Annotated in this window: 22 protein-coding genes and 1 other RNA gene; 17 read left to right on the top strand and 6 right to left on the bottom strand. The window is 62.7% G+C overall.

Annotated elements, in window-relative coordinates:
* From ligA to smc, 3 genes are all read right to left on the bottom strand, one after another.
* Nucleotides 1-1,149: NAD-dependent DNA ligase LigA (ligA, locus tag ABT24_RS06465; RefSeq protein WP_286737543.1), on the bottom strand; the 1,149-nt coding region annotated here is incomplete at its 3' end.
* Nucleotides 1,150-1,182: 33 nt separating this feature from the next.
* Nucleotides 1,183-2,238 carry a cell division protein ZipA C-terminal FtsZ-binding domain-containing protein gene (locus tag ABT24_RS06460; protein WP_276729918.1) on the bottom strand — a complete coding sequence of 352 codons (1,056 nt, stop codon included), beginning with the start codon at nucleotides 2,236-2,238 and terminating at the stop codon, nucleotides 1,183-1,185.
* Between the two features lie 46 nt (nucleotides 2,239-2,284).
* Nucleotides 2,285-5,818: a chromosome segregation protein SMC gene (gene smc / locus ABT24_RS06455; protein ID WP_276729916.1), complete on the bottom strand. Its 3,534-nt coding sequence runs from the start codon at nucleotides 5,816-5,818 to the stop codon at nucleotides 2,285-2,287.
* 133 nt (nucleotides 5,819-5,951) lie between these two features.
* Here smc and nth point away from each other — a divergent pair, with 133 nt between their 5' ends.
* The 16 genes from nth to ABT24_RS06375 all read left to right on the top strand — a co-directional run bounded on the left by nth (nucleotide 5,952) and on the right by ABT24_RS06375 (nucleotide 19,732).
* Nucleotides 5,952-6,593, top strand: coding sequence for an endonuclease III (nth, locus tag ABT24_RS06450; RefSeq protein WP_276729914.1), 642 nt, complete (start codon nucleotides 5,952-5,954; stop codon nucleotides 6,591-6,593).
* On the top strand, nucleotides 6,590-7,480 hold the full coding sequence (locus tag ABT24_RS06445) for a cobalamin-binding protein (RefSeq protein ID WP_276729912.1): 891 nt from the start codon (nucleotides 6,590-6,592) through the stop codon (nucleotides 7,478-7,480). Before nth ends, ABT24_RS06445 begins: the two co-directional genes overlap by 4 nt.
* A gap of 154 nt (nucleotides 7,481-7,634) precedes the next feature.
* Complete coding sequence (locus ABT24_RS06440; protein ID WP_276729910.1) at nucleotides 7,635-8,516, top strand: 4'-phosphopantetheinyl transferase family protein; 882 nt, start codon at nucleotides 7,635-7,637, stop codon at nucleotides 8,514-8,516.
* Nucleotides 8,517-8,521: 5 nt separating this feature from the next.
* Nucleotides 8,522-9,340, top strand: coding sequence for a serine aminopeptidase domain-containing protein (locus ABT24_RS06435; RefSeq protein ID WP_276729931.1), 819 nt, complete (start codon nucleotides 8,522-8,524; stop codon nucleotides 9,338-9,340).
* Nucleotides 9,333-10,253 (top strand): serine aminopeptidase domain-containing protein, encoded by a 921-nt coding sequence (locus ABT24_RS06430; protein ID WP_276729909.1) that lies wholly within the window; start codon nucleotides 9,333-9,335, stop codon nucleotides 10,251-10,253. The genes ABT24_RS06435 and ABT24_RS06430 overlap by 8 nt, the downstream gene beginning before the upstream one ends.
* A complete protein-coding gene (locus ABT24_RS06425) occupies nucleotides 10,250-11,380 on the top strand; it encodes a glycosyltransferase family 2 protein (RefSeq protein ID WP_276729907.1) in 1,131 nt (376 codons plus the stop codon). The genes ABT24_RS06430 and ABT24_RS06425 overlap by 4 nt, the downstream gene beginning before the upstream one ends.
* Nucleotides 11,377-12,183, top strand: coding sequence for a polysaccharide deacetylase family protein (locus tag ABT24_RS06420; RefSeq protein ID WP_276729905.1), 807 nt, complete (start codon nucleotides 11,377-11,379; stop codon nucleotides 12,181-12,183). The genes ABT24_RS06425 and ABT24_RS06420 overlap by 4 nt, the downstream gene beginning before the upstream one ends.
* Nucleotides 12,180-13,709, top strand: a complete 1,530-nt coding sequence (locus ABT24_RS06415; RefSeq protein ID WP_276729904.1) for an O-antigen ligase family protein — start codon at nucleotides 12,180-12,182, stop codon at nucleotides 13,707-13,709. The genes ABT24_RS06420 and ABT24_RS06415 overlap by 4 nt, the downstream gene beginning before the upstream one ends.
* Complete coding sequence (locus tag ABT24_RS06410; RefSeq protein ID WP_276729901.1) at nucleotides 13,702-14,868, top strand: glycosyltransferase; 1,167 nt, start codon at nucleotides 13,702-13,704, stop codon at nucleotides 14,866-14,868. Before ABT24_RS06415 ends, ABT24_RS06410 begins: the two co-directional genes overlap by 8 nt.
* Nucleotides 14,869-14,871: 3 nt before the next feature.
* Nucleotides 14,872-15,720: a polysaccharide deacetylase family protein gene (locus ABT24_RS06405; RefSeq protein ID WP_276729898.1), complete on the top strand. Its 849-nt coding sequence runs from the start codon at nucleotides 14,872-14,874 to the stop codon at nucleotides 15,718-15,720.
* Nucleotides 15,717-16,880, top strand: coding sequence for a glycosyltransferase (locus ABT24_RS06400; protein ID WP_276729895.1), 1,164 nt, complete (start codon nucleotides 15,717-15,719; stop codon nucleotides 16,878-16,880). Before ABT24_RS06405 ends, ABT24_RS06400 begins: the two co-directional genes overlap by 4 nt.
* A 134-nt stretch (nucleotides 16,881-17,014) precedes the next feature.
* A complete protein-coding gene (locus tag ABT24_RS06395) occupies nucleotides 17,015-17,644 on the top strand; it encodes a YdcF family protein (RefSeq protein WP_286737537.1) in 630 nt (209 codons plus the stop codon).
* Nucleotides 17,645-17,666: 22 nt separating this feature from the next.
* Complete coding sequence (ubiG, locus tag ABT24_RS06390) at nucleotides 17,667-18,377, top strand: bifunctional 2-polyprenyl-6-hydroxyphenol methylase/3-demethylubiquinol 3-O-methyltransferase UbiG (protein WP_276729889.1); 711 nt, start codon at nucleotides 17,667-17,669, stop codon at nucleotides 18,375-18,377.
* Nucleotides 18,377-19,045 carry an HAD family hydrolase gene (locus ABT24_RS06385; RefSeq protein WP_276729887.1) on the top strand — a complete coding sequence of 223 codons (669 nt, stop codon included), beginning with the start codon at nucleotides 18,377-18,379 and terminating at the stop codon, nucleotides 19,043-19,045. The genes ubiG and ABT24_RS06385 overlap by 1 nt, the downstream gene beginning before the upstream one ends.
* 46 nt (nucleotides 19,046-19,091) lie before the next feature.
* Nucleotides 19,092-19,451, top strand: a transfer-messenger RNA (tmRNA) gene (gene ssrA / locus ABT24_RS06380).
* Between the two features lie 158 nt (nucleotides 19,452-19,609).
* Nucleotides 19,610-19,732, top strand: coding sequence for a hypothetical protein (locus tag ABT24_RS06375; RefSeq protein ID WP_276729885.1), 123 nt, complete (start codon nucleotides 19,610-19,612; stop codon nucleotides 19,730-19,732).
* A gap of 29 nt (nucleotides 19,733-19,761) precedes the next feature.
* Here ABT24_RS06375 and ABT24_RS06370 read toward each other — a convergent pair whose 3' ends face one another.
* Nucleotides 19,762-20,565 carry an exodeoxyribonuclease III gene (locus ABT24_RS06370; RefSeq protein ID WP_276729883.1) on the bottom strand — a complete coding sequence of 268 codons (804 nt, stop codon included), beginning with the start codon at nucleotides 20,563-20,565 and terminating at the stop codon, nucleotides 19,762-19,764.
* 165 nt (nucleotides 20,566-20,730) lie between these two features.
* Between ABT24_RS06370 and ABT24_RS06365 the strand changes: the two genes are divergently transcribed.
* Nucleotides 20,731-21,351 (top strand): DUF4124 domain-containing protein, encoded by a 621-nt coding sequence (locus tag ABT24_RS06365; protein WP_013105657.1) that lies wholly within the window; start codon nucleotides 20,731-20,733, stop codon nucleotides 21,349-21,351.
* 42 nt (nucleotides 21,352-21,393) lie between these two features.
* Here the strand turns inward: ABT24_RS06365 and ABT24_RS06360 are convergent, their stop codons facing one another.
* Nucleotides 21,394-21,837, bottom strand: coding sequence for a DUF2844 domain-containing protein (locus tag ABT24_RS06360; protein WP_276710312.1), 444 nt, complete (start codon nucleotides 21,835-21,837; stop codon nucleotides 21,394-21,396).
* Between the two features lie 230 nt (nucleotides 21,838-22,067).
* Nucleotides 22,068-22,616 (bottom strand): acetate uptake transporter, encoded by a 549-nt coding sequence (locus ABT24_RS06355; RefSeq protein ID WP_013105655.1) that lies wholly within the window; start codon nucleotides 22,614-22,616, stop codon nucleotides 22,068-22,070.
* Nucleotides 22,617-22,655: the final 39 nt, after the last annotated feature.

The following is a 22,655-nucleotide window of genomic DNA, read 5'->3' as shown; positions in this document are numbered from 1 at the left end:
GCCCACGCGCACGTCTTTGCGGCGCACTTCGTCTTCGTTGTGCAGGGTGGCGTTGGTCACGGTCACGCCGCCGACGAACACCGGCTCGAGCTTGGCGACAGGGGTGAGCTTGCCGGTGCGCCCGACCTGAATGTCGATGCCGATGACCTTGGTACTGCGCTCCTGCGCGGGGCATTTGTGCGCCACGGCCCACACTGGCTCGCGGTTGCGAAAGCCCAGTTCGCGCTGCAGAGCGAGACTATCGACCTTATAGACCACGCCGTCGATGTCGAAGGGCAGGCTGTCGCGCGCGGCGGCGATGCGGGCGTGGAAGTCGATGAGGGTTTGCGCGCCGGGGCCATGCACGCGCTGCGGCGCGACGGGCAGGCCGAAGGTCTCGAAGGCATCTAGCATGGCGTGATGCGTGTCGGGCTGCTGCGCCCAGCCGGCAATCTCGCCCCAGCCGTAGGCGTAGAAGGCCAGCGGGCGCTGTGCGGCGATGGCCGGGTCGAGCTGGCGAATGCTGCCCGCCGCGCCGTTGCGCGGGTTGACCAGGGTGGGCAGGCCTTTGTCGCGCTGGCGGGCGTTGTAGCGCTCGAAGTCGGCGCGTTTCATCAGGGCTTCGCCGCGCACTTCGAGCACCGCCGGTGGGTTGCCGCGCAATTGCAGCGGCACGCTGCGTATGGTGCGCACGTTCTGCGTGACGTCTTCGCCGGTTTCGCCATCGCCACGGGTGGCCGCCTGCACCAGCTGGCCGTGCTCGTAGCGCAGGCTGATGGCCAGGCCGTCGAACTTCAGTTCGGCGCAGTAATTCACGGGCGGATCGTCGGCGCTCAGGCCGAGGCGGTTGCGCACCCGCTGGTCGAAAGCCGCCGCGCCTTCGGGCGTGGTGTCGGTTTCGGTCTGGATGGACAGCATGGGCACGGCGTGCCGCACCGGGGCGAACTCGGGCAGGGGCGCGCCGCCCACGCGCTGGGTCGGCGAGTCGGTGGTGCGCAGCTCGGGGTGGTCGGCCTCGATTTGCTGCAACTCCCGAAACAGCGCGTCGTAGTCGGCGTCGGGCGCCAGCGGGGCGTCGAGCACGTAGTAGGCGTGATCGAGGCGGGCGATTTCGGCGCGCAATTGCGCCGCGCGCTCGGCGGGCTGCGCGAAAAGATCGGGCTGGGTCATCAGGAAAGCAAGCGGGTCGTCAAAGCCTGTGCGTCAAGAAAACAGCCGCTGCGCGGCGGCGGAGCCTGCGGGCAGGCCGCGTTGTTCCAGCACTTCGTACAGCAGATCGAGCTGTTTTTCGATGTGGTCAAGCGCGGCGTCGGGCAAGGGGGCGTTGTTGTCGTCCACCACGGCGGCGTCGAGTGCGGTCGCCAGTTCACGGGCGGCCTGGCGCATACGGCTGAAGGGCTTTTGCGCGGCCGGAGCCTGCGGCACTTCGAGCAGCAAGGTGGCATGGCTGACGGCGGCAGCGCTGTCGGAAAGATCGGCGCGGGCGTCGAATTGCAGATGCACCAGCGGCGTGGGCGCCTGCTCCACGTCTTGATAGAGCAGCACCATGCGCCCGGCCTCGGCGCCGGGAACGAAACCGGCGGCCTGGGCGCGCTGACGCAGGAAGTCGATGCCCCAGGGCACGCTGCGGGCGCGCAGGGTGATGGAGAGCTGCGCGTCGTTGTCGTTGGCGAAGGCGTCGAGCGACCGGGCCTGTTCGAGGGCCTCGGCCATATCGGGCAGATCGGGCGCCACGTTCAGCGCCTCGCCGAGTTCGTGGCACTTGGCGATGAACTCGGAAAACTCGATGGCATTGATCGGCCCGGCCCGGTTGCTCAGTTGCACCGCGGCCTGAAGTTCGGCATAGGGATGCTGCGGCTGCAGCGGCTCCCATTGCCCGGTTTCGGCGTTGCGGCCCTCGAACAACATGCGCTTGGCCCCGGCGCGCGCGGTTTTGGGCAGGCGCGGCAGCAGCACCTCGCCCGAACGCACGGGTTCGAGCAGGTAGCTGGCGATGGCGTCGATCAGCGGGTCGATCTGCAAGGGCATCAGCCGCGGCCTGGGGGCGACTTCGGGGCTGAGCGCGACGGGTTCGAGCGTGTGGCCGTGGGTGTCTGGCGTCAAGGTGTCGAGCCCGGCTGGCTCGATCGCGGTCTGCACATCGTCTTCGACGGCGGCGCGCTGGCGCTTGAATTTGCCGGATTGCCAGGTGTTGTAGGCAATGACGGCGGCGATGATGATGGCGCCGATGACGATCAAGGCGATTTGCAACTGTCCCATCCAGTAATCCTCGGGGTTTGAGTGTGTGCGCGGCTTAGTGTGTGGATCAAGCGGCCTGGGCAAAGCGTAGCGCCGCGTCCATTTCCACGGCAACGGTGCGTGAGACGCCCTGCTCCTGCATGGTCACGCCGATGAGCTGGTCGGCCATTTCCATCGCGATTTTGTTGTGCGAGATGAACAGGAACTGCGTGCTGGCCGACATGTCTTTGACCAGCCGGGCGTAGCGCTCGGTATTGGCGTCGTCCAGCGGCGCGTCCACTTCATCGAGCAGGCAGAACGGCGCGGGGTTGAGCTGAAAGATGGCAAACACCAGCGCAATGGCCACCAGCGCCTTTTCGCCGCCGGAGAGCAGGTGAATCGAGCTGTTCTTCTTGCCCGGCGGCTGCGCCATGACCTGCACCCCGGCGTCGAGAATTTCCTCGCCGGTGATGATGAGCCGCGCATTACCGCCGCCGAACAGCAGCGGAAACATGCGGCCGAAGTGGTCGTTGATCTGCTCGAAAGTCGTGGCCAGCATGTCGCGGGTTTCGGCGTCGATCTTGCGGATGGCGTCTTCGAGGGTGGTGATGGCGGTTTGCAGGTCTTCGAACTGGGCGTCGAGAAACTGTTTGCGTTCGCGCGCCTGACCCAGCTCGTCGAGCGCGGCCAGATTCACCGCCCCCAGCGCGGCGATGTCGCGCTGCAGCCGTTCATGCTCGCGCGCCAGCGCCGGGGCCTGGGCATCGGTCGGCAGACTGGCGCGCACCGCTTCGATATCAGCCTGCGCCTCGGCGAGCTGCTGCGCGAACTGCTCGGCCTGCAGCCGAAACTCCTGCTCCTTGAGCTGCAATTCGGTGATGCGCTGCCGCAGCGGATCGAGGTCGCGGTCGAGCGTCAGCCGAGCCTCCTCCTGCTTTCGCAGTTGCTGGGCGATGTCGTCGGCTTCGCTGCGGCGGGCGCCCAGCACGGCTTGCGCGCTTTGCTGCTCGGCCAGCGCCGATTGCAGGCCGGTCTGCGCGCCTTGTTCACTCAGCCGCGCGAGTTCGGCCTGCGCCGCTTCACGCGCGCTGGCCTGACGCGCGATCTGTTCCAGCGCCATCTGCGCCTCGCGTTGCAGATCGGCCCGCTTTTGTTGCAGGCTGCGCACCGCATAGCCGCTCTCGGCCGCTTGCGATTCGAGCTGGCGCTGCTGCGCCCGGGCATCGGCGAGCGCCTGCTGCGCGGCCATCACCTCGGTTTCGAGATCGGCCTGCAGCTGCTGCTGGTCGGCCAGGCGCGCGTCTAGCTCCTCGAATCGCGCTTCGCTCTCGGCCTGCTGCGCCTGCAATTCATCGAGTTGGGCGTCGATGTCGCCAAGGTCGGTGGCGATCTGCTGATTGCGCGCGGCGCTTTGCTCGGCCTGCTGGGTGAGTTTGAGCAGTTCCACCTGCACGGTGTGCAGTTGCTGGGTGTCTTGTTGCTGGCGGCGTTGCAGCGCGGCGAGCTGCTCCTGCGCCTGCCCCAGATCGTGTTCGGCCTGATGAAGCTGGGCGCGGCTTTGCTCGCCGATGAGCTGCTCGGCCTTGATCTGGCGCTCCAGATTGTCGATTTCCTGCTGCCGCGCGAGCACGCCGGACTGCTCGGAATCCGGGGCGTAAAAACTCACGCTCTGGCGCGACACCGTGTGGCCTTCGCGCGTGAGCAGCACGGTCTGCGCAGGCAGAGTGGCGCGCAGCGCCAGCGCCTGCTGCAGCGACGGTGCGATAAAAACGGTGGCCAGCCAGTCGTCGAGCAAGCTGGCCAGCCCCGCATCACCGCTGCGCACGCCGTCGCGCAAGGGCCGACAGCCCGCGGGCGGGACGGAAATCGCCCGCGTCTCGGCAGCCGGGGGCTGCACCGCTGCTGAATAGAACGCCAGCTTGGCCGGCGGCGCGTCTGCGGCAAAGCCTTCGGCCATGTCGAGCTGGCGCAGTTCCAGCGCGGACAGGCGCTCGCGCAACACGGCTTCGAGCGCGGTTTCCAGTCCGTTTTCCACCTGCAGGCGCGACCAGAGTTGCGACAGGCCGTCGAGCCCGTGCTTCGCCAGCCAGGGGCGCAGCTTGCCTTCTGTGAGCACCCGCTCCTGCAGCGCTTTGAGCGCAGCCAGGCGCGCGCTGGTCGCGGCAAGCTGCGCGGCGGCGGCCTGCTGCGACTGCTGCGCCTGCTGCCGCGCCTGTTGCAGCTCGGGCAAGGTGTCTTCGAGTTGTTCGCGCTGCGCGCGGGTGGTGTCGAGCACGTCGCTCAGGCTCTCTTGCTGCCGCTGCAGATCGGCCAGACGCAGACTGTCGGGCGCGACCACGGCGCGTTGCTCGGCGCGCAGCCGCTCGGCGCGCTGTTGCAGCTGCTGGATTTGCTGCCCCAGGCCGCGCTGCCGTGAAGCCTCGGCCTGCAGCGCCTGCTGGGCCGCGGCGGCCTGCGCGCGTTCGTCGGCGGCGCGCAGCTGCGCGTCGCTCAGGGCGGCTTCCAGCGTGGGCAGGCGTTCGCTTTGCTCCTGCACGCGGGCCTGCGCCACCTCGGCCTGCACCTCGGCATCGGCTAGGCGCTCGGCGGTGTCGGCGGCCTGCGCCACGGCGGTGTCGTGGCGTTGCTGCCAGTCCTGCGTTTGCGCGTCTATCGACTGCAGCGCGGCCTGAGCGCGTTGACGGCCCTCAACGACGAAACGAATTTCCGCCTCGAGCTGGCTGACGCGCGACTGGGCGGCGTAGAAAGCGGCCTGCGCCCGGTTGAGGGTATCGCTGCTGGCGAACTGTGCCTGCCGCAAGGTTTCGATTTCGGCCTCGATTGCGCGCTGCTCGGCGATGCGGGCTTCGAGCGCATTCATCGCCTCACCGCCGGCCAAGGTGATCTGCTGGCGTTTGGCCTGCGCTTCTTCTTGACGCAGCAGCCAGAGCTGCTGCTGCACCAGAGTCGCACTGGCCTGCAGGCCCTGGTAACGGGTGGCGACTTCGGCCTGTTGTTCGAGCCGCCCCAGGTTGCTGCCGAGTTCGCGCAGGATGTCCTGCACGCGGGTGAGGTTCTCGCGGGTGTCCTGCAGGCGGTTCTCGGTTTCGCGGCGGCGCTCCTTGTATTTGGACACGCCGGCGGCCTCTTCGAGCATCATGCGCAGGTCTTCGGGGCGCGACTCCAGAATGCGGGTGATGGTGCCCTGGCTGATGATGGCGTAGGAGCGCGGCCCCAGGCCGGTGCCGAGAAAAATATCCTGCACGTCGCGGCGGCGTACCGCCTGGTTATTGATGAAATAGCTCGACGTGCCGTCGCGGGTGAGCACGCGCTTGATGGCGATTTCAGTGAATTGTCCCCACTGCCCGGCGATGCGGTGATCGCTGTTGTCGAACACCATTTCCACGCTGCAGCGGCTGGCCTGTTTGCGCTGCCCGCTGCCGTTGAAAATGACGTCTTGCATGGACTCGCCGCGCAGCTCGCTGGCCTTGCTCTCGCCCAGCACCCAACGCACCGCATCGATCACGTTCGATTTGCCGCAGCCGTTGGGCCCGACGATTCCGCTGATGCGGCCGGGAAAGGGCAGCGTCACGGGTTCGGCAAACGACTTGAATCCGGCCAGACGGAGTGAGGTCAAACGCATCGATATGTTCTAACTCTATGATTTACAAAAGAAATTGTGAATCTCACAACGGAAGGAAATCATACCATCGCCCCTCTACCCGCTGGCATGGCCGCCAGAGGGCGAAAACTCGCCGCGTCTATCATCGCGCCGCATGAAACCCGCCCAGATCCAGACCCTGTTCGAGCGCTTCGCCGCCGCCAACCCCGAGCCGCGCACCGAGCTGGAATACCGCACGCCCTTCGAGCTGCTGGTCGCGGTGGCGCTTTCGGCCCAGGCTACCGATGTCAGCGTGAACAAGGCCACCCGGCCGCTGTTCGCCGTGGCCAACACCCCGCAGGCGCTGCTCGACCTCGGCGAAGACCGGCTGCGCGAGGCGATCCGCACCATCGGGCTGTACAAAACCAAGGCGAAAAACATCATCGCCACCTGCCGCATTCTTATCGACCAATACGGCGGCGAAGTGCCGCGCAGCCGCGAGGCGCTGGAATCGCTGCCGGGCGTAGGCCGTAAAACCGCCAATGTGGTGCTCAACGTGGCCTTCGGGCAAGACACCATCGCGGTGGACACGCACATTTTCCGCGTGGCCAATCGCCTCGGGCTGGCCAAGGGCAACACCCCGCTGGCGGTGGAGACCAAGCTGGAGAAGGTCATTCCGCCGCAGTTCCGCCTGCATGCCCACCACTGGCTGATTCTGCACGGCCGCTACGTCTGCAAGGCGCGCAAGCCGGAATGCTGGCGCTGCGGGGTGGCCGATCTGTGCGCCTTCAAACCCAAAACCCCCGCACCGACATGATCCTTTCTCGATGGCTTGGGGCGCTTCTCGCCTTTGCCCTGCTGCCCAGCGCCGCCTGGGCGGCCCCGGTGCGGGTGACCGACGACACCGGCCAGGTGGTTTCCCTGCCCGCACCGGCACGGCGCATCATCGCGCTATCGCCGCAGTTGCTCGAACTCAGCGCGGCGGCCGGGGCCAGCAAATTCGTGGTCGGCCAGATTCAGGGCGCGGGCAATGTGTTCTGGGCGCGCAAACTGCCGGTCGTGGGCGACGCGTTCGCCCTCAATCTGGAAGCCATCGTTCGCCTCAAGCCCGATCTGATTCTGGCCTGGCAATCGGGCACGCCCCCGCGCGAAGTGGCAAGGCTCAAAGCGCTGGGCATTCCGGTGTACTGGAGCCAGGCCAACACCTTCGAGTCGCTGGCGTCCACAGTCAGCCGCATCGGCGAACTGGCAGGCACCGAGCAGCAAGCCGGGCGCTGGGTGCGCGATTTCAACACGCGGCTGGCTGCCATCCGGCAGCGTTACGCCGCCCAAAAACCGGCTGTACGGGTGTTTTACGAGGTGTGGAACCAGCCGCTGATCACCGTGGGCCACAAGCAACTCATCAGCCAGGCCATCACCCTGTGCGGCGGGCAGAACGTGTTTGGCTCGCTGGCGGTTCTGGCGCCCACCATCAGTGCCGAAGCCGTGCTGCAGGCCGACCCGCAACTCATCGTGACCTCCAGTCCCCAAGGCGCGCAGTGGCTCAAGTCGTGGAAGCAGTTTCCGCGATTGAGCGCGGTACGGCACGACCAGTTGGTCGCCCTCTCCCCCAACACCCTGCCGCGCATGGGCGTGGATGTGCTCGACGGGGTGCAGCAGCTTTGCACCGCCATCGCAACGACCCGCCGGGCGTTGCACGAGTGAGCCCAGTTTCCCTCGAAAACTGTGCAGAAGTTGTCACGGAACAACGACGACTCTTGCCTATGATCCGGCCAGAACGGCCTCTAATCCGTATTCCTTGAGGCTCTTGTTTGCCCCCGCTTGACGGGATTGTCTGCAAGACGGCGACGCCTGCATCATGCCGGTCGATGACCTCGAAAACGATTTTTCTGATGCGCAACCTGCTTCATCCGGCCGCGTGAAAACCTTGTCCACCCCCCTGTCACAACAGGTGCGAAGCGCCCTGCGTCTGGGCTCCGCCGCCCGCGCGCACGACCCGGCCGCGCCGCTGTCGCGACCGCAACAGCGCGACGTGCACGTCTGGGAACTCGATCTGCGCCGCCCGCCGGCATGTGCCCTCGATCTGCTCGACGCCGCCGAACAGGAGCGGGCACGACGTTTCGTCTTTGCCGTCGACCAGACCCGTTTCATCGCCGCGCATGGCTGGACCCGGCAGATTCTCGGCCGCTACCTGAAGCGTGCGCCACAAGACCTGCAGTTTGCCCTCGGCCCTCACGGCAAACCGGCGCTGACCGGGCACTCGGGCGATGCGACGCTGTGCTTCAACCTGAGCCACAGCTTGGACAAGGCGCTGCTGGCCGTGAGCAACGGCGTGCCGCTGGGGGTGGACATCGAAGCCATCCGCCCCGATCTGCCCGACGCCGCATTGGCCTCCGGCGTGCTGACCGCAGACGAATTTGCAGAACTCGTGCAACTGCCGCCGAGGCAACAGACCGGGGTGTTTTTCGCCTGCTGGGCCCGCAAGGAGGCCTGCATGAAAGCGCTGGGCCTCGGTCTGGCCCTCGAACCCAAAACCCTGCATATCGGAATGGCCGTGACGCGGCAGCGGGTCGTCCTCAAAGACCTGCTCATTCCAGCGGACCCTCAAATCGCCGCCGCCGATTTCATCGACCTTTCCGCCCTTCAGAGCCCGCCCGGCCATGCCGCCGCGCTGGCCGTGCTGGGCGGTTTTGGCAAAGTGCTGTATCGACAGGCTCTCGCTTCAGGGAGAACCCATTGACTCCCGTGCGTCTTTTCAACGGCAACCGCGAGTTGGTTGGCCTCTATCTCGAACCGGCTGAGGATGCCCAGCCGCAGCAGCATGCCGTGCTGCTGTGCAACCCCTTCGGGCAGGAAGGCATACGCGCGCACCGGCTCTACCGGGTGATGGGCGAACGCCTTGCTGCGGCCGGTTATCACGTGCTGCGATTCGACTATTACGGCAGCGGTGACTCGGCCGGAAGCGATGAGGAGTGGGATGTGCAGGGCAGCATTGCCGATGCGCGGGCGGCGCTGGCGGAGTTGCTTCGCCGCAGTCGTGCGCCTCGCTGGTCGGCCGTCGGCCTGCGTCTGGGCGGCACCATCGCCCTGGAAGTGGCGCGGCTGGCGCCCACACCGGCGCAGCTGTTGATGCTCATCGAGCCGGTGCTCGATGGCAGCGCCTATCTGCGCAGCCTGGCCGACTCCAGTCTCGAATCGCTCCACCGGGGCTATGGCGTGCGCTGGCCGCTGAGTGCCCGCCTGCGCGACACCATGCTGCCAACCCCAGAGAGCGAGGCCCTCGGTTTTTACCTCAGCCCTGCAACCCGCAGCCAGATCGACGCCATCACCCCGGCCTGTCTGGAAACCGTTCTGGCCAGCACGCTGCGTCTGCTCTCGCCCGATTCGCAGGCGACTCGACAGTTTCTGCAACGCGCTGGCGTAACCCTGCCGCCTGCCGTGGAGTTCGTCGATAGCGACGCCCGGATCGACTGGGCCACCGACAGCGCTGCCGCCACGTCCATCGTCCCCATGCACTGGATACGCGATCTGCTGGACCATCTTGCCGAGAGCGCCCATGCGTGAAACCACACTGACCTTCGGCCCGCAGGCCGATCTGCTGGGTACCGTGACATTTACGGACAACGCCGCCGCGTCGCCGCCTCCTTTCGGCGTGCTGCTGTTCAACGCCGGGGTCATCCACCGGGTCGGTGCGCACCGTGTGAACGTCAAACTCGCCCGCGCCCTCGCCGCTGACGGCGTCGCCACCTTGCGTTGCGACTTGCACGGCATGGGCGACAGCCTGCGTGCCGACGGCAGGCTGTCCTACAAAGACCAGGTGGTGGCCGATCTGCGCGCCGCCATGGACGTGCTGCAAAGCACCACGGGCGCACAGTACTTCGCGCTCGTCGGGTTTTGCAGCGGCGCCATGCCCAGCTACTGGACGGCGCAGGTCGACCCGCGAGTGAGTGCCATCGTGATGTACGACGCGCTGAATTTCACTACCCCGCTGAGCGTGGTGCGCTACCTGGGCGTGCGGCTGATGCGCCACGGCTACGGGCCCAAGGCCTGGGCGGTGTGGACGCGCGTGGGTCTGCGTGGCGTGGCCGCAGTGGGCGCCCAGGCTGCTCGAATTTTCACCAAGGGTGCCCGCTTCACCACGATGCAGGCCAGCAGCGCAGCATCGGTTGACGAAGAAAGGGTCGATCGCCGCACCCTGGGCCGGGGCCTGCTTGCGCTGGCCGAGCGCGGCGTCGGGGTGATGGTTTTCAGCGCGGGCACCGATTTCAGCGCGGTGAATTACGCCGATCAGTTGCGCAACGCTCTCGGTCTGCGTCAAGCCCGCAACCCCCGTCTGCTTTTTGCCCACCTGCATGACATCGATCATGCCGTCACCACCCGCGTCGCCCAGCAGCAGTGGATCGACACCGTCCAACGCGGCCTGCGGCAACTCGCCCCGCTCAGAGCGCAGGCGGCCTCGCCCCCGTCCTCGTCATGATCCTGCTTGTTCTGTTCTGGGCCGCGGCCCTGTTCATCCTCTACACCTACGTCGGCTATCCCGTTTTGATCGGCTTGCTGGCCAGGCGGCGCCCGCAGCTTGCCTGCCCCCTGCTCGACAACGAGTCACTTCCCCGCCTCACCGTGGTCATGGCGGGCCATAACGAGGCGGTGCGCCTGCCCGGCAAGATCGCTAATCTGCGCGCGCTCGACTACCCGAAGGACAAGATCGACATTCTGGTGGTCTCCGACGGATCGACCGACGCCACTGCCACCGTGCTACAGGGCGCCCCCGGCGTGCGCACCCTCTCTTATGCCCAGCGACAAGGCAAGGCGTATGCGCTCAACCTGGCGCTCGCTCAGGTGCAGACTGAATTCGTCGTGTTCTGCGACGTGCGCCAGGATCTCGAAGCCGGATCGGTGCGTCGGCTGATTTCCGATTTCTGCGACCCCGCCGTCGGAGCCGTGAGCGGCGAACTGGTGCATCGTCCCAGCAGCACCCAGACCGGGCAGAACATCGGGCTGTACTGGCGCTACGAAAAAGCCATCCGCAAATCCGAAAGCCGCTTTCACTCGACCGTGGGCGCAACCGGAGCGCTCTACGCCATTCGCACCCGCGACTTCTCCCCCATCCCGCCGGACACCATCCTCGACGACTTCGAGATTCCCATGCAAATCACCCGCGCGGGTAAACGAACCCTGATGGAACCCCAGGCCCACGTCTACGACACCCTGCAAACCGAGTCCGCCGCGGAACAAAAACGCAAGATTCGAACCCTCACAGGCAATTTCCAGACCTTTTCGAGAAATTTTTGGCTGTTCAGCCCCATGCAGAACCCGGTATGGTTCCAGTTCCTGTCCCACAAGGTTTTCCGGCTCTTCGTGCCCTACGCCCTCATCATCACCCTGTTCACCAGCGCCTTCATCCCGTCGGCGTTCTACCGCCTTGCGCTGCTGGCGCAGCTTGCGTTTTACCTCCTGGCTGCCGCCGGACACTGGGCGCCCGCGCTGCGCAAAAACAAATTCGTCAGCTTCGCCCATGTGTTTTTCGACATGAATGCCGCCGCCATGCTGGCCCTGCTGAAATTCGCCCAGGGCCGCGCCGACGCCAAGTGGGAAAAAACATGAAGCGCCTGAGCATTCTGATGTACCACGGGCTTTACGCCACCGAGGCGCAGCGTCTGGCCATCGACCCGATCGACCGGCCCTATGCCCTCTCCACGGAGACGTTTGCCAGACAGCTCGATCTGCTAGCCGCAGCCCACATTCCAGTCATCCCCCCGCACGCTCTCGAGCAAACCGGCTCGCCCATTCCCGGCGGCGTGCTACTCACCTTCGACGACGGCCACGCCAGCAATGCTGAACTCGCCCTGCCCTTGCTCAAGCAACGCGGTCTGAGCGCGCTGTTTTTCGTCACCACCGACTTCATCGGTCAGCGAGCGGGTTTTTGCACCTGGGATCAGGTTCGCCAGCTCGCGCAACAAGGCATGGTGGTCGGCGGGCATGGACACACCCACCGCTTTCTCAGCGACCTGCCAGACGACACGCTCAAAAGCGAGCTGCAGCAATCGCATGCCCGCCTCGAAAATGAGTTGCAGATAACAGTCAGGCAAATGTCCTTCCCCGGGGGGCGTTACGACGATCGCGGCCTGCGGTTGGCACAAGACGTGGGCTACACCGTCCTTCATGGATCGGCCATTGGCACCCTGAGCACTCGCCCGATTGCCTCAACGCGCCCCCTGCCCCGCCTGGCCATCCGCGCTGGAACGACAGACGCCACTTTCATGGCCTATGCCCGGGCCGACGCGACCACCTTGCTTCGCGCGCAGATCATTTCGCTCGCCAAAACAGGGACCAAACGCCTCATTGGCAACGCGCGCTACCACCAACTCTATGCACGCGTCAAAGGCGTGCCACACCAGCAGCCATGAGCGTGACCACCCCGCACCCACGCCAAAAACCTGGGGGATTGAACAACAGGCGGCCCGCTTCAGCCCCATCGGTTGAAAATCCGGCTGAAAACCCGGTTGAAAATGCGAACTGGGCTGGCAAGGAGCTGTACTCCATTCTTCGACTGCTCGCCGTACCCGCTTTATTTATTCTCAGCATCATCGTTTTCAAACTCCATCCAGGGAAAATTGGCCTCTACGGTTTTGCCTTGATCTTTGGCCTGCTCCTGCTGGTTCAATTGCGCAAAGGTCCAGAGCCCCTTCTTGCACTGGTCATCATTTATTACCCTTTAAGCAAACTCTACCCAGTTCTGATTGCACCCGGCATCAACGGCACCAATTTGCTGGAATTGTTTTTGATTTCATTCTGGGTCCTGCATGCCTATAAAAATCAAAGGAAGATGTTCAACCCCTTGCCGTTCACGCGATTGGTAGGCATCTGGTTTTTCCTGAGCGTTATTTCTGTTTTTACAGCAATTTATCATATTGGGCTGCATCCATTCATCTGGAACTATCTTTTGTCGGCTCGGGGATTTTTCGACCAGTTTATTATTTTCTTTCTGGTCGTCAACCTGATCCAAGATAAGAATATGGCTAGACGACTCATCGTCTATATGATGTTTTCCGCAGCTGTCATTTTTCTTTACGGCATACACGAATGGTGGCTTACCCGCGGTGCAAGCAGCATCGAAAAATCGCGGCTGCTAGGCCCCATTGGGCAGCCGAACGAATTCGCAGCGCAAATTATCTATTCTCTTGCGCCCTTGCTAGCCTATGGGGCCTATTATTTCCCACGCTGGAAATCGTGGCGCTTGGCGCCCATCGTCCTGATTGGCCTGAAAGTATTGCTGGCGGCCTTTTCTCGCGGTGCTTATCTGGCTTTCGCGATGGAGCTTGCCACGCTTTCATTCGTCAAAAGCAAAAAGTTCTTTGTTCTGGTCTTGCTCGTCATTGGAACAATTTACTTTTTCATTCCTGCCTTGGTGCCCAATTCGATGAAGGCCCGAGTAGCTCAAACCTATCAGGATCACGAAGCTGATTCAAAAATCGACAAGAGTGCAGACTCACGATTTTTGCTTTGGGACGCAGCTATAGAGATGGCAAAGGAAGATCCAATTTTCGGCAAAGGGTTCGATCAGTTTCACAGCTTGGTGCCAAGCTATGTTCCAGGATTCTATGAAGGCTCGACCGGAGATGCTACGGACAATCAGAATATGTTTTTGTATGCGGCCTCCAATATGGGCGTGCCCAGCCTGATCACGCTCCTTCTGATTATTGGAGCACTCGCTTTTCGTGGTTGGTTTGTTTATAAAAAGAGCACCGTAGATATCGACCGCATCATTGGTTTAGGTGCGGTAACGCTGGTAGCGGGATTGGTTGCGGTAAATATGTTCGGGACGCATATTATAGATACCTCGGTCGATGTATTCTTATGGATTTATATTGCCATCGTGGCCCATCTGTTTGATCCGAAACAATATATCAGCGCCAAAAACAGAAATGGATAACCGCGATAAAACCTCCCCACACATCGTCCACATGATCGACGAACTGCCGCGCGACGGTGCGGAAATGCTGCTGGTCGATTTGATGCGCCTGCGCATACCGGGCTACCGTTACACCATCGTCTGCCTGATCAAGGGAGGCCCGCTAGAACAGGAGTTTGAAAAACTCGGCATTCCGGTCGTGATCTTTGGCCGCAAAGGCAAGCTGGATTTTGGCTTGGTCTTCCGCGTGGCTTCGTGGCTTAAGCGCGAGCGTGCTGATGTCGTGCACACACACCTGTTCACCGCCGATACTTATGGCCGTCTGGCTGCGCGCTTGACTGGCGTTCCGGCGGTGTTTTCGACGGTGCACAACATCGTCAACCCGTGGAAAGGGTCGGGCCGCAAACTGATCGACCGCTTGTTCGCGCGACTGAGTACCGCCGTGGTGGGGTGCAGTGAAGAGGTCACGCAAACGCTGGCCTCACGCGACAAAATACCCGCCGACAAGCTGGTCTCCATTCCGAATGGCATTGACCTGCAGAAATTCTCCAGCTTTTCGGGAGCGGGCGTCCGAAGTGAATTCGGGCTTCCAGAAGATCACCCCCTGATCGGCATTGTGGGCCGCTTGCACGAACAAAAGGCACACGGTGATCTGTTCCGGGCGCTGGCCGAACTTCCCCAGGTGCGTGACAAACAATTGAATTGCCTGGTGATCGGCACGGGCGATCTTCAAGACGCGCTCAAGCAGCAGGTCAAGGCTCTCGGGCTGGAAGACTGTGTGATTTTCACCGGCATGCGAACCGATGTGCCCCGCCTGGTGGCGGCCATGGATGTGTTCGTGATGTCCTCGCATTGGGAGGGTTTGCCCATTGCCTTGCTGGAGGCGATGGCGAGTTCGAAGGCGGTTCTGTGTACCCGAGTGGGCGGCATTCCCGATGTCGTCATCGACGGGGATAATGGCCTGCTGGTCGAGCCGCGCGACGTGCCGCAATTTGCCAAACGCCTGGACGACTTGCTGCAAGACCCTGCTTTGCGCGCCCGTCTGGGACAGCGGGCACGGGAAACCGTGATCGCGCGTTTCGACGTTTCGCGAACCGCCGCGGCCTACAACCGTCTCCATCAGCAAGCGCTGGGCCTGTCGTCAGAGCCTCAACCGGCGCGAGTCGCCCCTGCGGAGTAAATCATGCGTCGTCTGCTTGCCACTGCCTTGCTGCCTTACGCCAAGCTGCGCAACACCCTGAGCCCGGGTCTTCGCGTGCTGATGTATCACCGTGTCGCGCATTTGGCCGCCTATGACCAACTCACGGTATCACCCGCGCGTTTTGCCCAGCAGATGCAAGAGTTGTCTTCGCACAACGTGGTCAGCCTCGAAGACGGGTTGCGGGCGATTCAGGCCGGGCCCTTGCGCAAGCCGCTGTTCGCCGTGACCTTCGACGACGGCTATCTCGACAACCTGACCGAGGCCTTGCCCATCCTGCAGCGCTATCGTATTCCGGCGACTATTTTTGTGACCACCCAGTTCTGCGATCAGGCGCTCAGCCACCCCCGCTACGGCAGTCAGCCGACCGAGCGGCTGCACCTCAACTGGGACGAAGTGATTGCCCTCGCCCGGTCTCCCGGTATCACCATCGGCTCGCACACCCGCACCCACCCCTACCTGCCAACCATCAGCGATGCGCTGGCGCAACAGGAAATCGCTACCAGCCGAAGCGAAATCGCCGTCCATCTGCAGCAACCCGTTCAGTATTTCTGTTACCCCTCGGGCGATTTGAGCCCGCGCGAACTTCAACTGGTGCGACAAGCCGGTTATGCCGCTGCCGTCAGCGTGGCGCCGGGGGTCAATCGGCGTGATGCCGATCTGTTCCAGCTCAAACGCACCGAAATCACCGACCGCGATGACATGTCGCAATTCAGCCTGAAAATCGCCGGCGCTTTCGATCCGATTCATCGCTTGCTGCATGCGCGTCGCACCCGCCGATTCGCCCAGAAACACCTCAAACCCAGCGCCTCGTTCGAGGCCACAACGCTATGAAAATCCTGTACTTGATGACTGAGCCCTTCGGCATCGGCGGCGTGCAGTCCGACGTGCTGACCCTGACGGAAGACCTCACCGCCAAGGGCCATATCGTGTATGTGGCCACCACAGACGGCGTGCTGCTCAAAGAGCTGATCGGCAAGGGCGCCATTCATGTCGATATCGACTTTCATTTCAGCGCAGCCTCGCAGTTCGTTCGAGCCCTCAAGCAGCTGCGCGAGGTCGTCAAGCGCGAGGGCATCGAACTCGTCGCGCCGCAATCGGTGCGCTCGTCCATGGTGGCCTACGCCGCGCTGCGGCTCATGCCCTACGGCTACCGCGTCGCGAGCACGTCCCGTCGCGTGCCCATCGTGACCACCATCCACAACATTCACAATCCCAAGAATTTCAAGTGGGCAGGTCGCATCCTGCGGCAAAGCGCGGACTTCATCATTTTCGAGTCGAACTACGAGCGCAACCGACTGCTCGCCAACGGCCTGCCCCCCGAGCAGTCCACCGTCATTCACAGCGGCATCGATCTCGATCGATTTTCCACGGCCACCCGCACAGCCGATTTCGCCCGCCAGTATGGGCTGGAACCGGGCAAGCATCTGATATTCGGCATCGTGGCCCGCCTGTCCGAAGAAAAGGGCCACAACTATCTGGTCGATGCCTTCGCCAAAATCGTGCAGCGCAAACCTGAAACCCGCCTGCTGATCGTGGGCGACGGGCCGCTACTCGATCAAACCAAGGCGCAGGTCGCCCGCCTCGGCTTGCAGAACACCGTGATTTTCGCCGGCATGCAGCGCGACATTCCCTCCCACCTCGCCCTGCTAGACGTCTTTGTGCTGTCCTCAACGCGCGAGTCATTCCCGCTGTCCGCGCGTGAAGCCATGGCGGCCGGCCGCTGCGTGATTGCGCCGCGCATCGGCGGCTGCGGCGAAGTGGTCGAAGACGGCGTCACCGGCTTGCTGTTCACCGCTGCAGACATCGACGATCTGGCTGCAAAAATGCTCACCCTCAGCGAGCGTGACACGGTGGCCGCCATGGGCCGCGCCGGGCGCCAACGCGCGGAACGTCTTTTTTCACGCCATGTCTGGGTGGACGGCGACGAAAAGGTTTACCTTGACTGGGCTGGACTGACCTCCCCCTCCACGGCCTCTGTGGCCCTGTCCTGACGCCGTTGAAGCTCACCCTCGAACTCCTGCTGTCTCCCGTCGGGCTGACCGCTTGCGGCCTGGTCATTCTTTCCCTGTTTGTCACCTGGCGCTCGCACCGGTTTTTCACCCGGTTTCTGACCTATGCCATTACCGTGCTGTTCCTCTTGGCCAGCATGCCCCTCTTTGCCAATCTTGCTCTAGGCGCACTGGAACGAAAGGCGACGCAGGAGAAAATCTGCTCCCCACCCCCACCGGGGGCGCTATTCGTCGTGCTCGCGGGCGGCATAGACGGCAACCCCATGCACGCGCAAGACTTCTCGGCCTTGAAAACCGCGAGTTTGAAACGCCTGCTCGCTGCCGTGCAACTGGCGCAGCACACCCCCGACAGCACGCTGCTCATCTCCGGCGGATGGGGCAGAAAGGTACGCGAAGCCAACCTGATGGGTGCGCTGGCTGTGCAACTCGGCTTTCCGGCCAGCCGAATGATCCTGGATACAACATCGCGTACGACCTTTCAGACGGCCGTCAATATGCGCGAGCGCATCCTCCAGTTTCCGGTCGGCCGCCGCTACCTGGTCACCTCTGCAGACCACATGCCCCGCGCGATGATGGCTTTTGCCCATGAGCGGGTTTCAATCTGCGCCTGGCCGGTAGACTACGAAGCCATTCCGATTCAGGCGCTGGACATGCTGAACCCGCAGATCAGCGCGCTGGACAAGACCACACGCGTCGTACACGAACTTCTCGGCATGCTTTATTACAGGCTGATCAAGTTTCAATGACGCGCCGATTCAGGTGCCGCCCATGACCCCGACAGACCACAACGTCGAAGCTGAAGAAATCGACAAATTCAGCGCCCTCGCCCATCGCTGGTGGGATGAACACGGCGAGTTTCGCCCCTTGCACCTGCTCAATCCGCACCGCCTACGGTGGATTCAAGACCATGTCGGCCTGGGTGGAAAAAGCGTTGTGGACATCGGCTGCGGGGGCGGCATTCTCTCGGAGTCGATGACGGCGGCTGGCACCAAGGTGACCGGTATCGACCTCGCCGATGCCTCGCTGCAAGTCGCTCGCCTACACGCGCTCGATGCCCAGCTCGATATCGATTACCGCCTCGTCAGTGCCGAGCGCCTTGCCACCGAGGCCGCCGGACAATTCGACGTCGTCACCTGCATGGAAATGCTTGAGCACGTCCCCGATCCGGCGTCCATCATTCAAGCCAGCGCCGCCTTGGTGCGCCCCGGCGGATGGGTTTTTGTCTCGACCCTCAATCGCAACGCCAAGGCTTATCTGTTCGCCATTCTCGGGGCCGAATACCTGCTGCGGCTCCTCCCCAAAGGCACGCACGACTACGCCAAGTTTCTCCAGCCTTCCGAAATTTCCGCCATGGGCCGACGCTGCGGTCTTGAAACTGCCGACATTGCCGGGCTCGAATTTCAGCCTCTCACCCAGCGCTTCCGCATCACTCACGATCCCAGCGTCAACTATCTCATGGCCTTGCGCCGCCCGCTCTGATGTCGCCCGCCCGCCCTGTCCGCGCCTGCCTATTCGACCTCGACGGCACGCTGGCGGATACCGCCCCCGACCTGGCCGCTGCGCTCAACCGAGTGCGCAGAGACCATGATCTGACGGAATTGCCGCTCGAACGCCTGCGCCCCATGGCCTCTCATGGCGCGCGCGGCTTGCTCGCGGTAGGGATGCAGGTCACGCCCGAAGAGGCTCGGTACGACGCATTGAAAGAAACCTTCCTCGCTTATTACCTCGAGGCGATCCGTGTGCGCACCACCCTGTTCGACGGCGTCGTCCCGCTGCTCGAACGCCTGCATCAACTCGCCCTGCCGTGGGGCATTGTCACCAACAAACTCAGCACCTATACCCAGCCCCTGGTCACCCAACTCCCCTGGCCGCACCCCCCCGGATGCGTGGTCAGCGGCGATACCGCCGCACGCCCCAAACCCGCACCCGATCCCCTGCTGTACGCCGCCCAAGCGCTTCGCATCGACCCTGCAAGCTGCATCTACGTCGGCGATGACCTTCGAGACATGCAATCCGCCCAAGCCGCTGGAATGCGCGCCATCGCCGCAGCCTACGGCTATTGTGGCCCCAGCGCCCCAGAAAGTTGGGACGCAGATGCGGTCATCCATCACCCCCTTGAATTGCTCACGCTCGACCTCATGTCCTGACAGCGGCGAAACAAAACAAGGTCTTGCCGTACAATCAGCCTTCCATGGGGCCGACCCGGTTTCGACGTGGATAGCAAAACAGACAGGTGCATGCCGAGCCCCAGTACGCTCGATAAACCACTGGAAACAAAGTAACTGCGAACGATTCTTCGTACGCCCTCGCCGCTTAACACCGGTGAGCCTCGCAACGGTTGGCCGATGGGCCGGGGTGGCAACACCTGCGAGGTCATACACATTGGCTCGAGTTGAATTTCGCCACGCGATTCAGCCCTAAACTCAGTGGATCGCCCCAAATGAAGCGCGTACACCCGCGTCATAGGGGTTAAAGCCAAATGGCGTTACTAAGCACGTAGATCCTGCTGTGGAGTATTTGCGGACGGGGGTTCAATTCCCCCCGGCTCCACCATTAACACGTTTTCTGCAGTTCGTAGAAGTCCAGAAGCCCTAGATCGTTGATTTATCTAGGGCTTCTTTCCGTCTGTAGCGGTGCGCTGAAGTTCGTCGACAGCCGGTGTTTTGGACGGTATCCCGTCTTTTGACGGTATCGACCGAGGAAATACCGCCATGCCGCTGACAGACCCCGCCGTTCGCAACGCCAAGCCGACCGACAAGCCCCGCAAACTGCCCGACGAAACAGGGCTGTATCTGATGGTAAAGGTGTCGATTTCTAAGCAATCCCGAGCCTGATCTGTTTTAAATCGACGTCAACACCGACCTCAGGCATAGTCGACTGTTATTGGAGCATGATCTGAAAACCGCTGCTCCGTGTAAATCCAGGCGCTATCCGTTTTGGCCTGCGCCGCGATGCCGGGAGTAGCCAGGTGGTAGTCGATGCGCCATCCCACGTTTTTCGCTCGGGCCTGCCCGCGATTGCTCCACCAGGTGTAGCGATCTGGCGCGGGGTCGAGTTGGCGAAACACGTCCACATAGCCCGCCTCGTCAATCAGTCGGGTCATCCAGGCGCGCTCTTCCGGCAGGAAGCCGCTGTTTTTGAGGTTGCCTTTCCAATTCTTCAAATCAATCTCTTTGTGGGCGATGTTGACATCGCCGCACAGCAGCACCTCGCCTGCGGCCTTCAGGGCCAGAAGGTGTTCGTAGAAATCGGCCAGGAACCGAAATTTCGCCTGCTGGCGCTCCTCGGAGCTGGAGCCTGAGGGGAAGTAGGCAGACACGATGGATAGACGCTCGCCGCCCGGGCGCTTGTAAATGGCTTCGACATAGCGCCCTTCCGCGTCGAACTCGGCATGGCCAAAACCGATGCGCACTTCATCGGGTTCGTGCTTCCAATAGAGGCCGACGCCGCTGTAGCCGGGCTTCTCGGCGTGCTGAAATGCTGCCCCGGGCAATCCACCCAAGGTTCGCAGGCCGGGCGTCATATCGGCTTCAAGCGCTTTGAGTTCCTGCACGCAGAGCACATCCGGGCGTGCCTGCGAGCGCAGCCAGTCATCGACCCCCTTGTTCGCGGCGGAACGTATGCCATTGAGATTGAGAGTGGTCACGCGCAAGGGGAAAGGCAACATATCCAGGCATCCGGTTGGGTCAGGCAATGAACAGGCAGGCACTCGGGTATCTGCTCTGCAACACAGGCAGCGCCTGCAACGCCGCAAAGCAAGGCACAATAAGGCGGCTCGTCAACGCGACGGCCCACTTCGACATTGTTGCAGCAACACTCTCACCCGCAGTTCATGAAATTGACCGTGCGCCAACTTCGCCCCCTCCTCCTCGGCTTGCTGTTGTGCACCGCTCCGTGGGCGCACGCTGACATCTACCTCTGTCGCGACGCGAACGGCACGCTGGTTTCCAGTGATCGCTTGACGCAGGATTGCCTGACCTATGGCGGCAAAGTGATCGGCTCAGACGGCACCGTGCGCCGGCGCATTCTGACCATGAAGGAACAGGCCGAGCAGGCCCAGGCAAAAGAGGCCGCGCAGAATCTGGCCAGACAGCAGCGCGATCAGCAACGTGAGGATCGTGCCCTGTTGCTGCGCTACCCGAACGAAGCCGCGCTGGAGGCCGCCCGCGTCAGCGATTTGAATCGGCCGCAGTCGATGATCGAGGACGCCGAAAAACAACTCGCTACTCTGCAGCGTCAGTTCAAGCGTCTGCAGATCGATGCGCAGTTTTATCCGCAAGGCCCACTGCCCCTCGAACTGCGAACCAAGCTCGATGAGAACAAAGTGCTGACCAAGCAGCAAACCGCACTCATCCAAGGCCAAAAAGCCGAAATCGTTCGCATCAACCACGAATACGATGCGCTGCGCACTCGGATGAAACCTTTGTGGGCCAGGGCATCGGCAAGGCAATAGTCGCCGCCCAGCTATCAGCCAGAGGCGGCCTTTGGACATGCCTCAAGGCGCCAGCCCGTTCGGATCGAAATCCATCGGCATCAATGCGGGCAAGTAGGCCACGCCTTCATTGCCCCACGATTGCCGCGCACTTCGCACCACCGCTTGCAGGCCATGCGCGGCATGGGCGTTTTCAGCCGAGGCTTGAGGGAAGAAATGGCGCACCATGTCTTGCGCTTGCACGCGCTGCGGGCCGGCCCAGGTGATGGCGAATAGCGATCCATCGGCCCCGATGTATTCCTGCACCGGGATGCCCTGAGGCCCCGTTGCGGCGCGGATCTGCAAATTGTCCGGCAACGAGCGCGACACAATCTGTGCGGTCGCGGCCGGAACCATCCGCCGCTTCGATGCGTCGGGTTGTGATGCGTGTGTCTGGACCAGACTGGCCCAGGCAATAGGCGCGGACAAAGCAACGGCCGCGCCGAGAACGATCCAGCGATTTTTCATGATGTGAACAGGCTCTGGGTACGAGTGCCCGGTCTGACCGATAAGCCAGCCGCGCCTGATGGCAGCATCCGACCAGAAGAGCTCGGGACGGACGCAGCACTCTTGCCAGAATGCTGCAGCGCAAAACTGACGCCGTGCTGAATCAGTTCATGCTGATTCAGTCGTTTTGATGCTGCGCTGCAGCGCCGGTTGTATCAAGCATGGGCCTGCCACATCCCCTCAACAGATCGTCAAACCGGCAATACCACGCGCCCCCAAGCCTCGTTGATGACTTCGGCCCCTGCGAGATAAAACGCCAGTGCCGCCGTTATCAGTCCCAGATAGCCCCCGAATACGGTCAAGCCACTGTTGCCGGTCAATGCACCCGCAGCTAGCAAATAGAAGGTGGGAACCAGCGCCGTGAAAACCAGCATCAGGGCGCGACCTTTTTTCCAGGTGGCAATCCACAGATAAGTGGTGAAAACACCCCAGAGCAGCAGATACCAGCCGACGAACGGGCCGCCAACGCCCTTGGCGAAAAAGTCGACGAACAGGGCGAAGCTCCACCAGAACGCGCCGTATCCGCAGAACGCCACAAAGCCAAAGCCGTTGCCAACGAATCCCTCCGCCACACCCGCAACAAACTGCGCCGTTCCACCGAATGCAAAGGCGGCGGCCAGCACCATCGGCACATCCGCGCCGGGGAACCAGCCGGCATTCACCATGCTCAGCAACCACGTGGTCAAGGCAAATCCGGATAGGCCTAATGGCGCCGGGTTGATCGCTTTTTTCTCAGCCATTTCAATCTCCTCGTTGTTTTCAGGGAACACAGCGATGAT

Origin of the sequence: Thiomonas sp. SCN 64-16 (assembly GCF_001725585.1) — a bacterium.
Taxonomy (GTDB): domain Bacteria; phylum Pseudomonadota; class Gammaproteobacteria; order Burkholderiales; family Burkholderiaceae_C; genus Thiomonas; species Thiomonas arsenitoxydans.
The sequence above is the reverse complement of the archived record's forward strand: the minus strand, read 5'-3'. Positions and strand labels throughout refer to the sequence as shown.

What these genes read in the sequence shown, in the direction of transcription:
- ABT24_RS06460 (WP_276729918.1), bottom strand. Translation starts at nt 2,238, where the DNA reads ATGGGACAGTTGCAAATCGCCTTGATCGTCATCGGCGCCATCATCATC.
- smc (WP_276729916.1), bottom strand. Translation starts at nt 5,818, where the DNA reads ATGCGTTTGACCTCACTCCGTCTGGCCGGATTCAAGTCGTTTGCCGAA.
- nth (WP_276729914.1), top strand. Translation starts at nt 5,952, where the DNA reads ATGAAACCCGCCCAGATCCAGACCCTGTTCGAGCGCTTCGCCGCCGCC.
- ABT24_RS06445 (WP_276729912.1), top strand. Translation starts at nt 6,590, where the DNA reads ATGATCCTTTCTCGATGGCTTGGGGCGCTTCTCGCCTTTGCCCTGCTG.
- ABT24_RS06440 (WP_276729910.1), top strand. Translation starts at nt 7,635, where the DNA reads ATGCCGGTCGATGACCTCGAAAACGATTTTTCTGATGCGCAACCTGCT.
- ABT24_RS06430 (WP_276729909.1), top strand. Translation starts at nt 9,333, where the DNA reads ATGCGTGAAACCACACTGACCTTCGGCCCGCAGGCCGATCTGCTGGGT.
- ABT24_RS06425 (WP_276729907.1), top strand. Translation starts at nt 10,250, where the DNA reads ATGATCCTGCTTGTTCTGTTCTGGGCCGCGGCCCTGTTCATCCTCTAC.
- ABT24_RS06420 (WP_276729905.1), top strand. Translation starts at nt 11,377, where the DNA reads ATGAAGCGCCTGAGCATTCTGATGTACCACGGGCTTTACGCCACCGAG.
- ABT24_RS06415 (WP_276729904.1), top strand. Translation starts at nt 12,180, where the DNA reads ATGAGCGTGACCACCCCGCACCCACGCCAAAAACCTGGGGGATTGAAC.
- ABT24_RS06410 (WP_276729901.1), top strand. Translation starts at nt 13,702, where the DNA reads ATGGATAACCGCGATAAAACCTCCCCACACATCGTCCACATGATCGAC.
- ABT24_RS06405 (WP_276729898.1), top strand. Translation starts at nt 14,872, where the DNA reads ATGCGTCGTCTGCTTGCCACTGCCTTGCTGCCTTACGCCAAGCTGCGC.
- ABT24_RS06400 (WP_276729895.1), top strand. Translation starts at nt 15,717, where the DNA reads ATGAAAATCCTGTACTTGATGACTGAGCCCTTCGGCATCGGCGGCGTG.
- ubiG (WP_276729889.1), top strand. Translation starts at nt 17,667, where the DNA reads ATGACCCCGACAGACCACAACGTCGAAGCTGAAGAAATCGACAAATTC.
- ABT24_RS06385 (WP_276729887.1), top strand. Translation starts at nt 18,377, where the DNA reads ATGTCGCCCGCCCGCCCTGTCCGCGCCTGCCTATTCGACCTCGACGGC.
- ABT24_RS06375 (WP_276729885.1), top strand. Translation starts at nt 19,610, where the DNA reads ATGCCGCTGACAGACCCCGCCGTTCGCAACGCCAAGCCGACCGACAAG.
- ABT24_RS06370 (WP_276729883.1), bottom strand. Translation starts at nt 20,565, where the DNA reads ATGTTGCCTTTCCCCTTGCGCGTGACCACTCTCAATCTCAATGGCATA.
- ABT24_RS06365 (WP_013105657.1), top strand. Translation starts at nt 20,731, where the DNA reads ATGAAATTGACCGTGCGCCAACTTCGCCCCCTCCTCCTCGGCTTGCTG.
- ABT24_RS06360 (WP_276710312.1), bottom strand. Translation starts at nt 21,837, where the DNA reads ATGAAAAATCGCTGGATCGTTCTCGGCGCGGCCGTTGCTTTGTCCGCG.
- ABT24_RS06355 (WP_013105655.1), bottom strand. Translation starts at nt 22,616, where the DNA reads ATGGCTGAGAAAAAAGCGATCAACCCGGCGCCATTAGGCCTATCCGGA.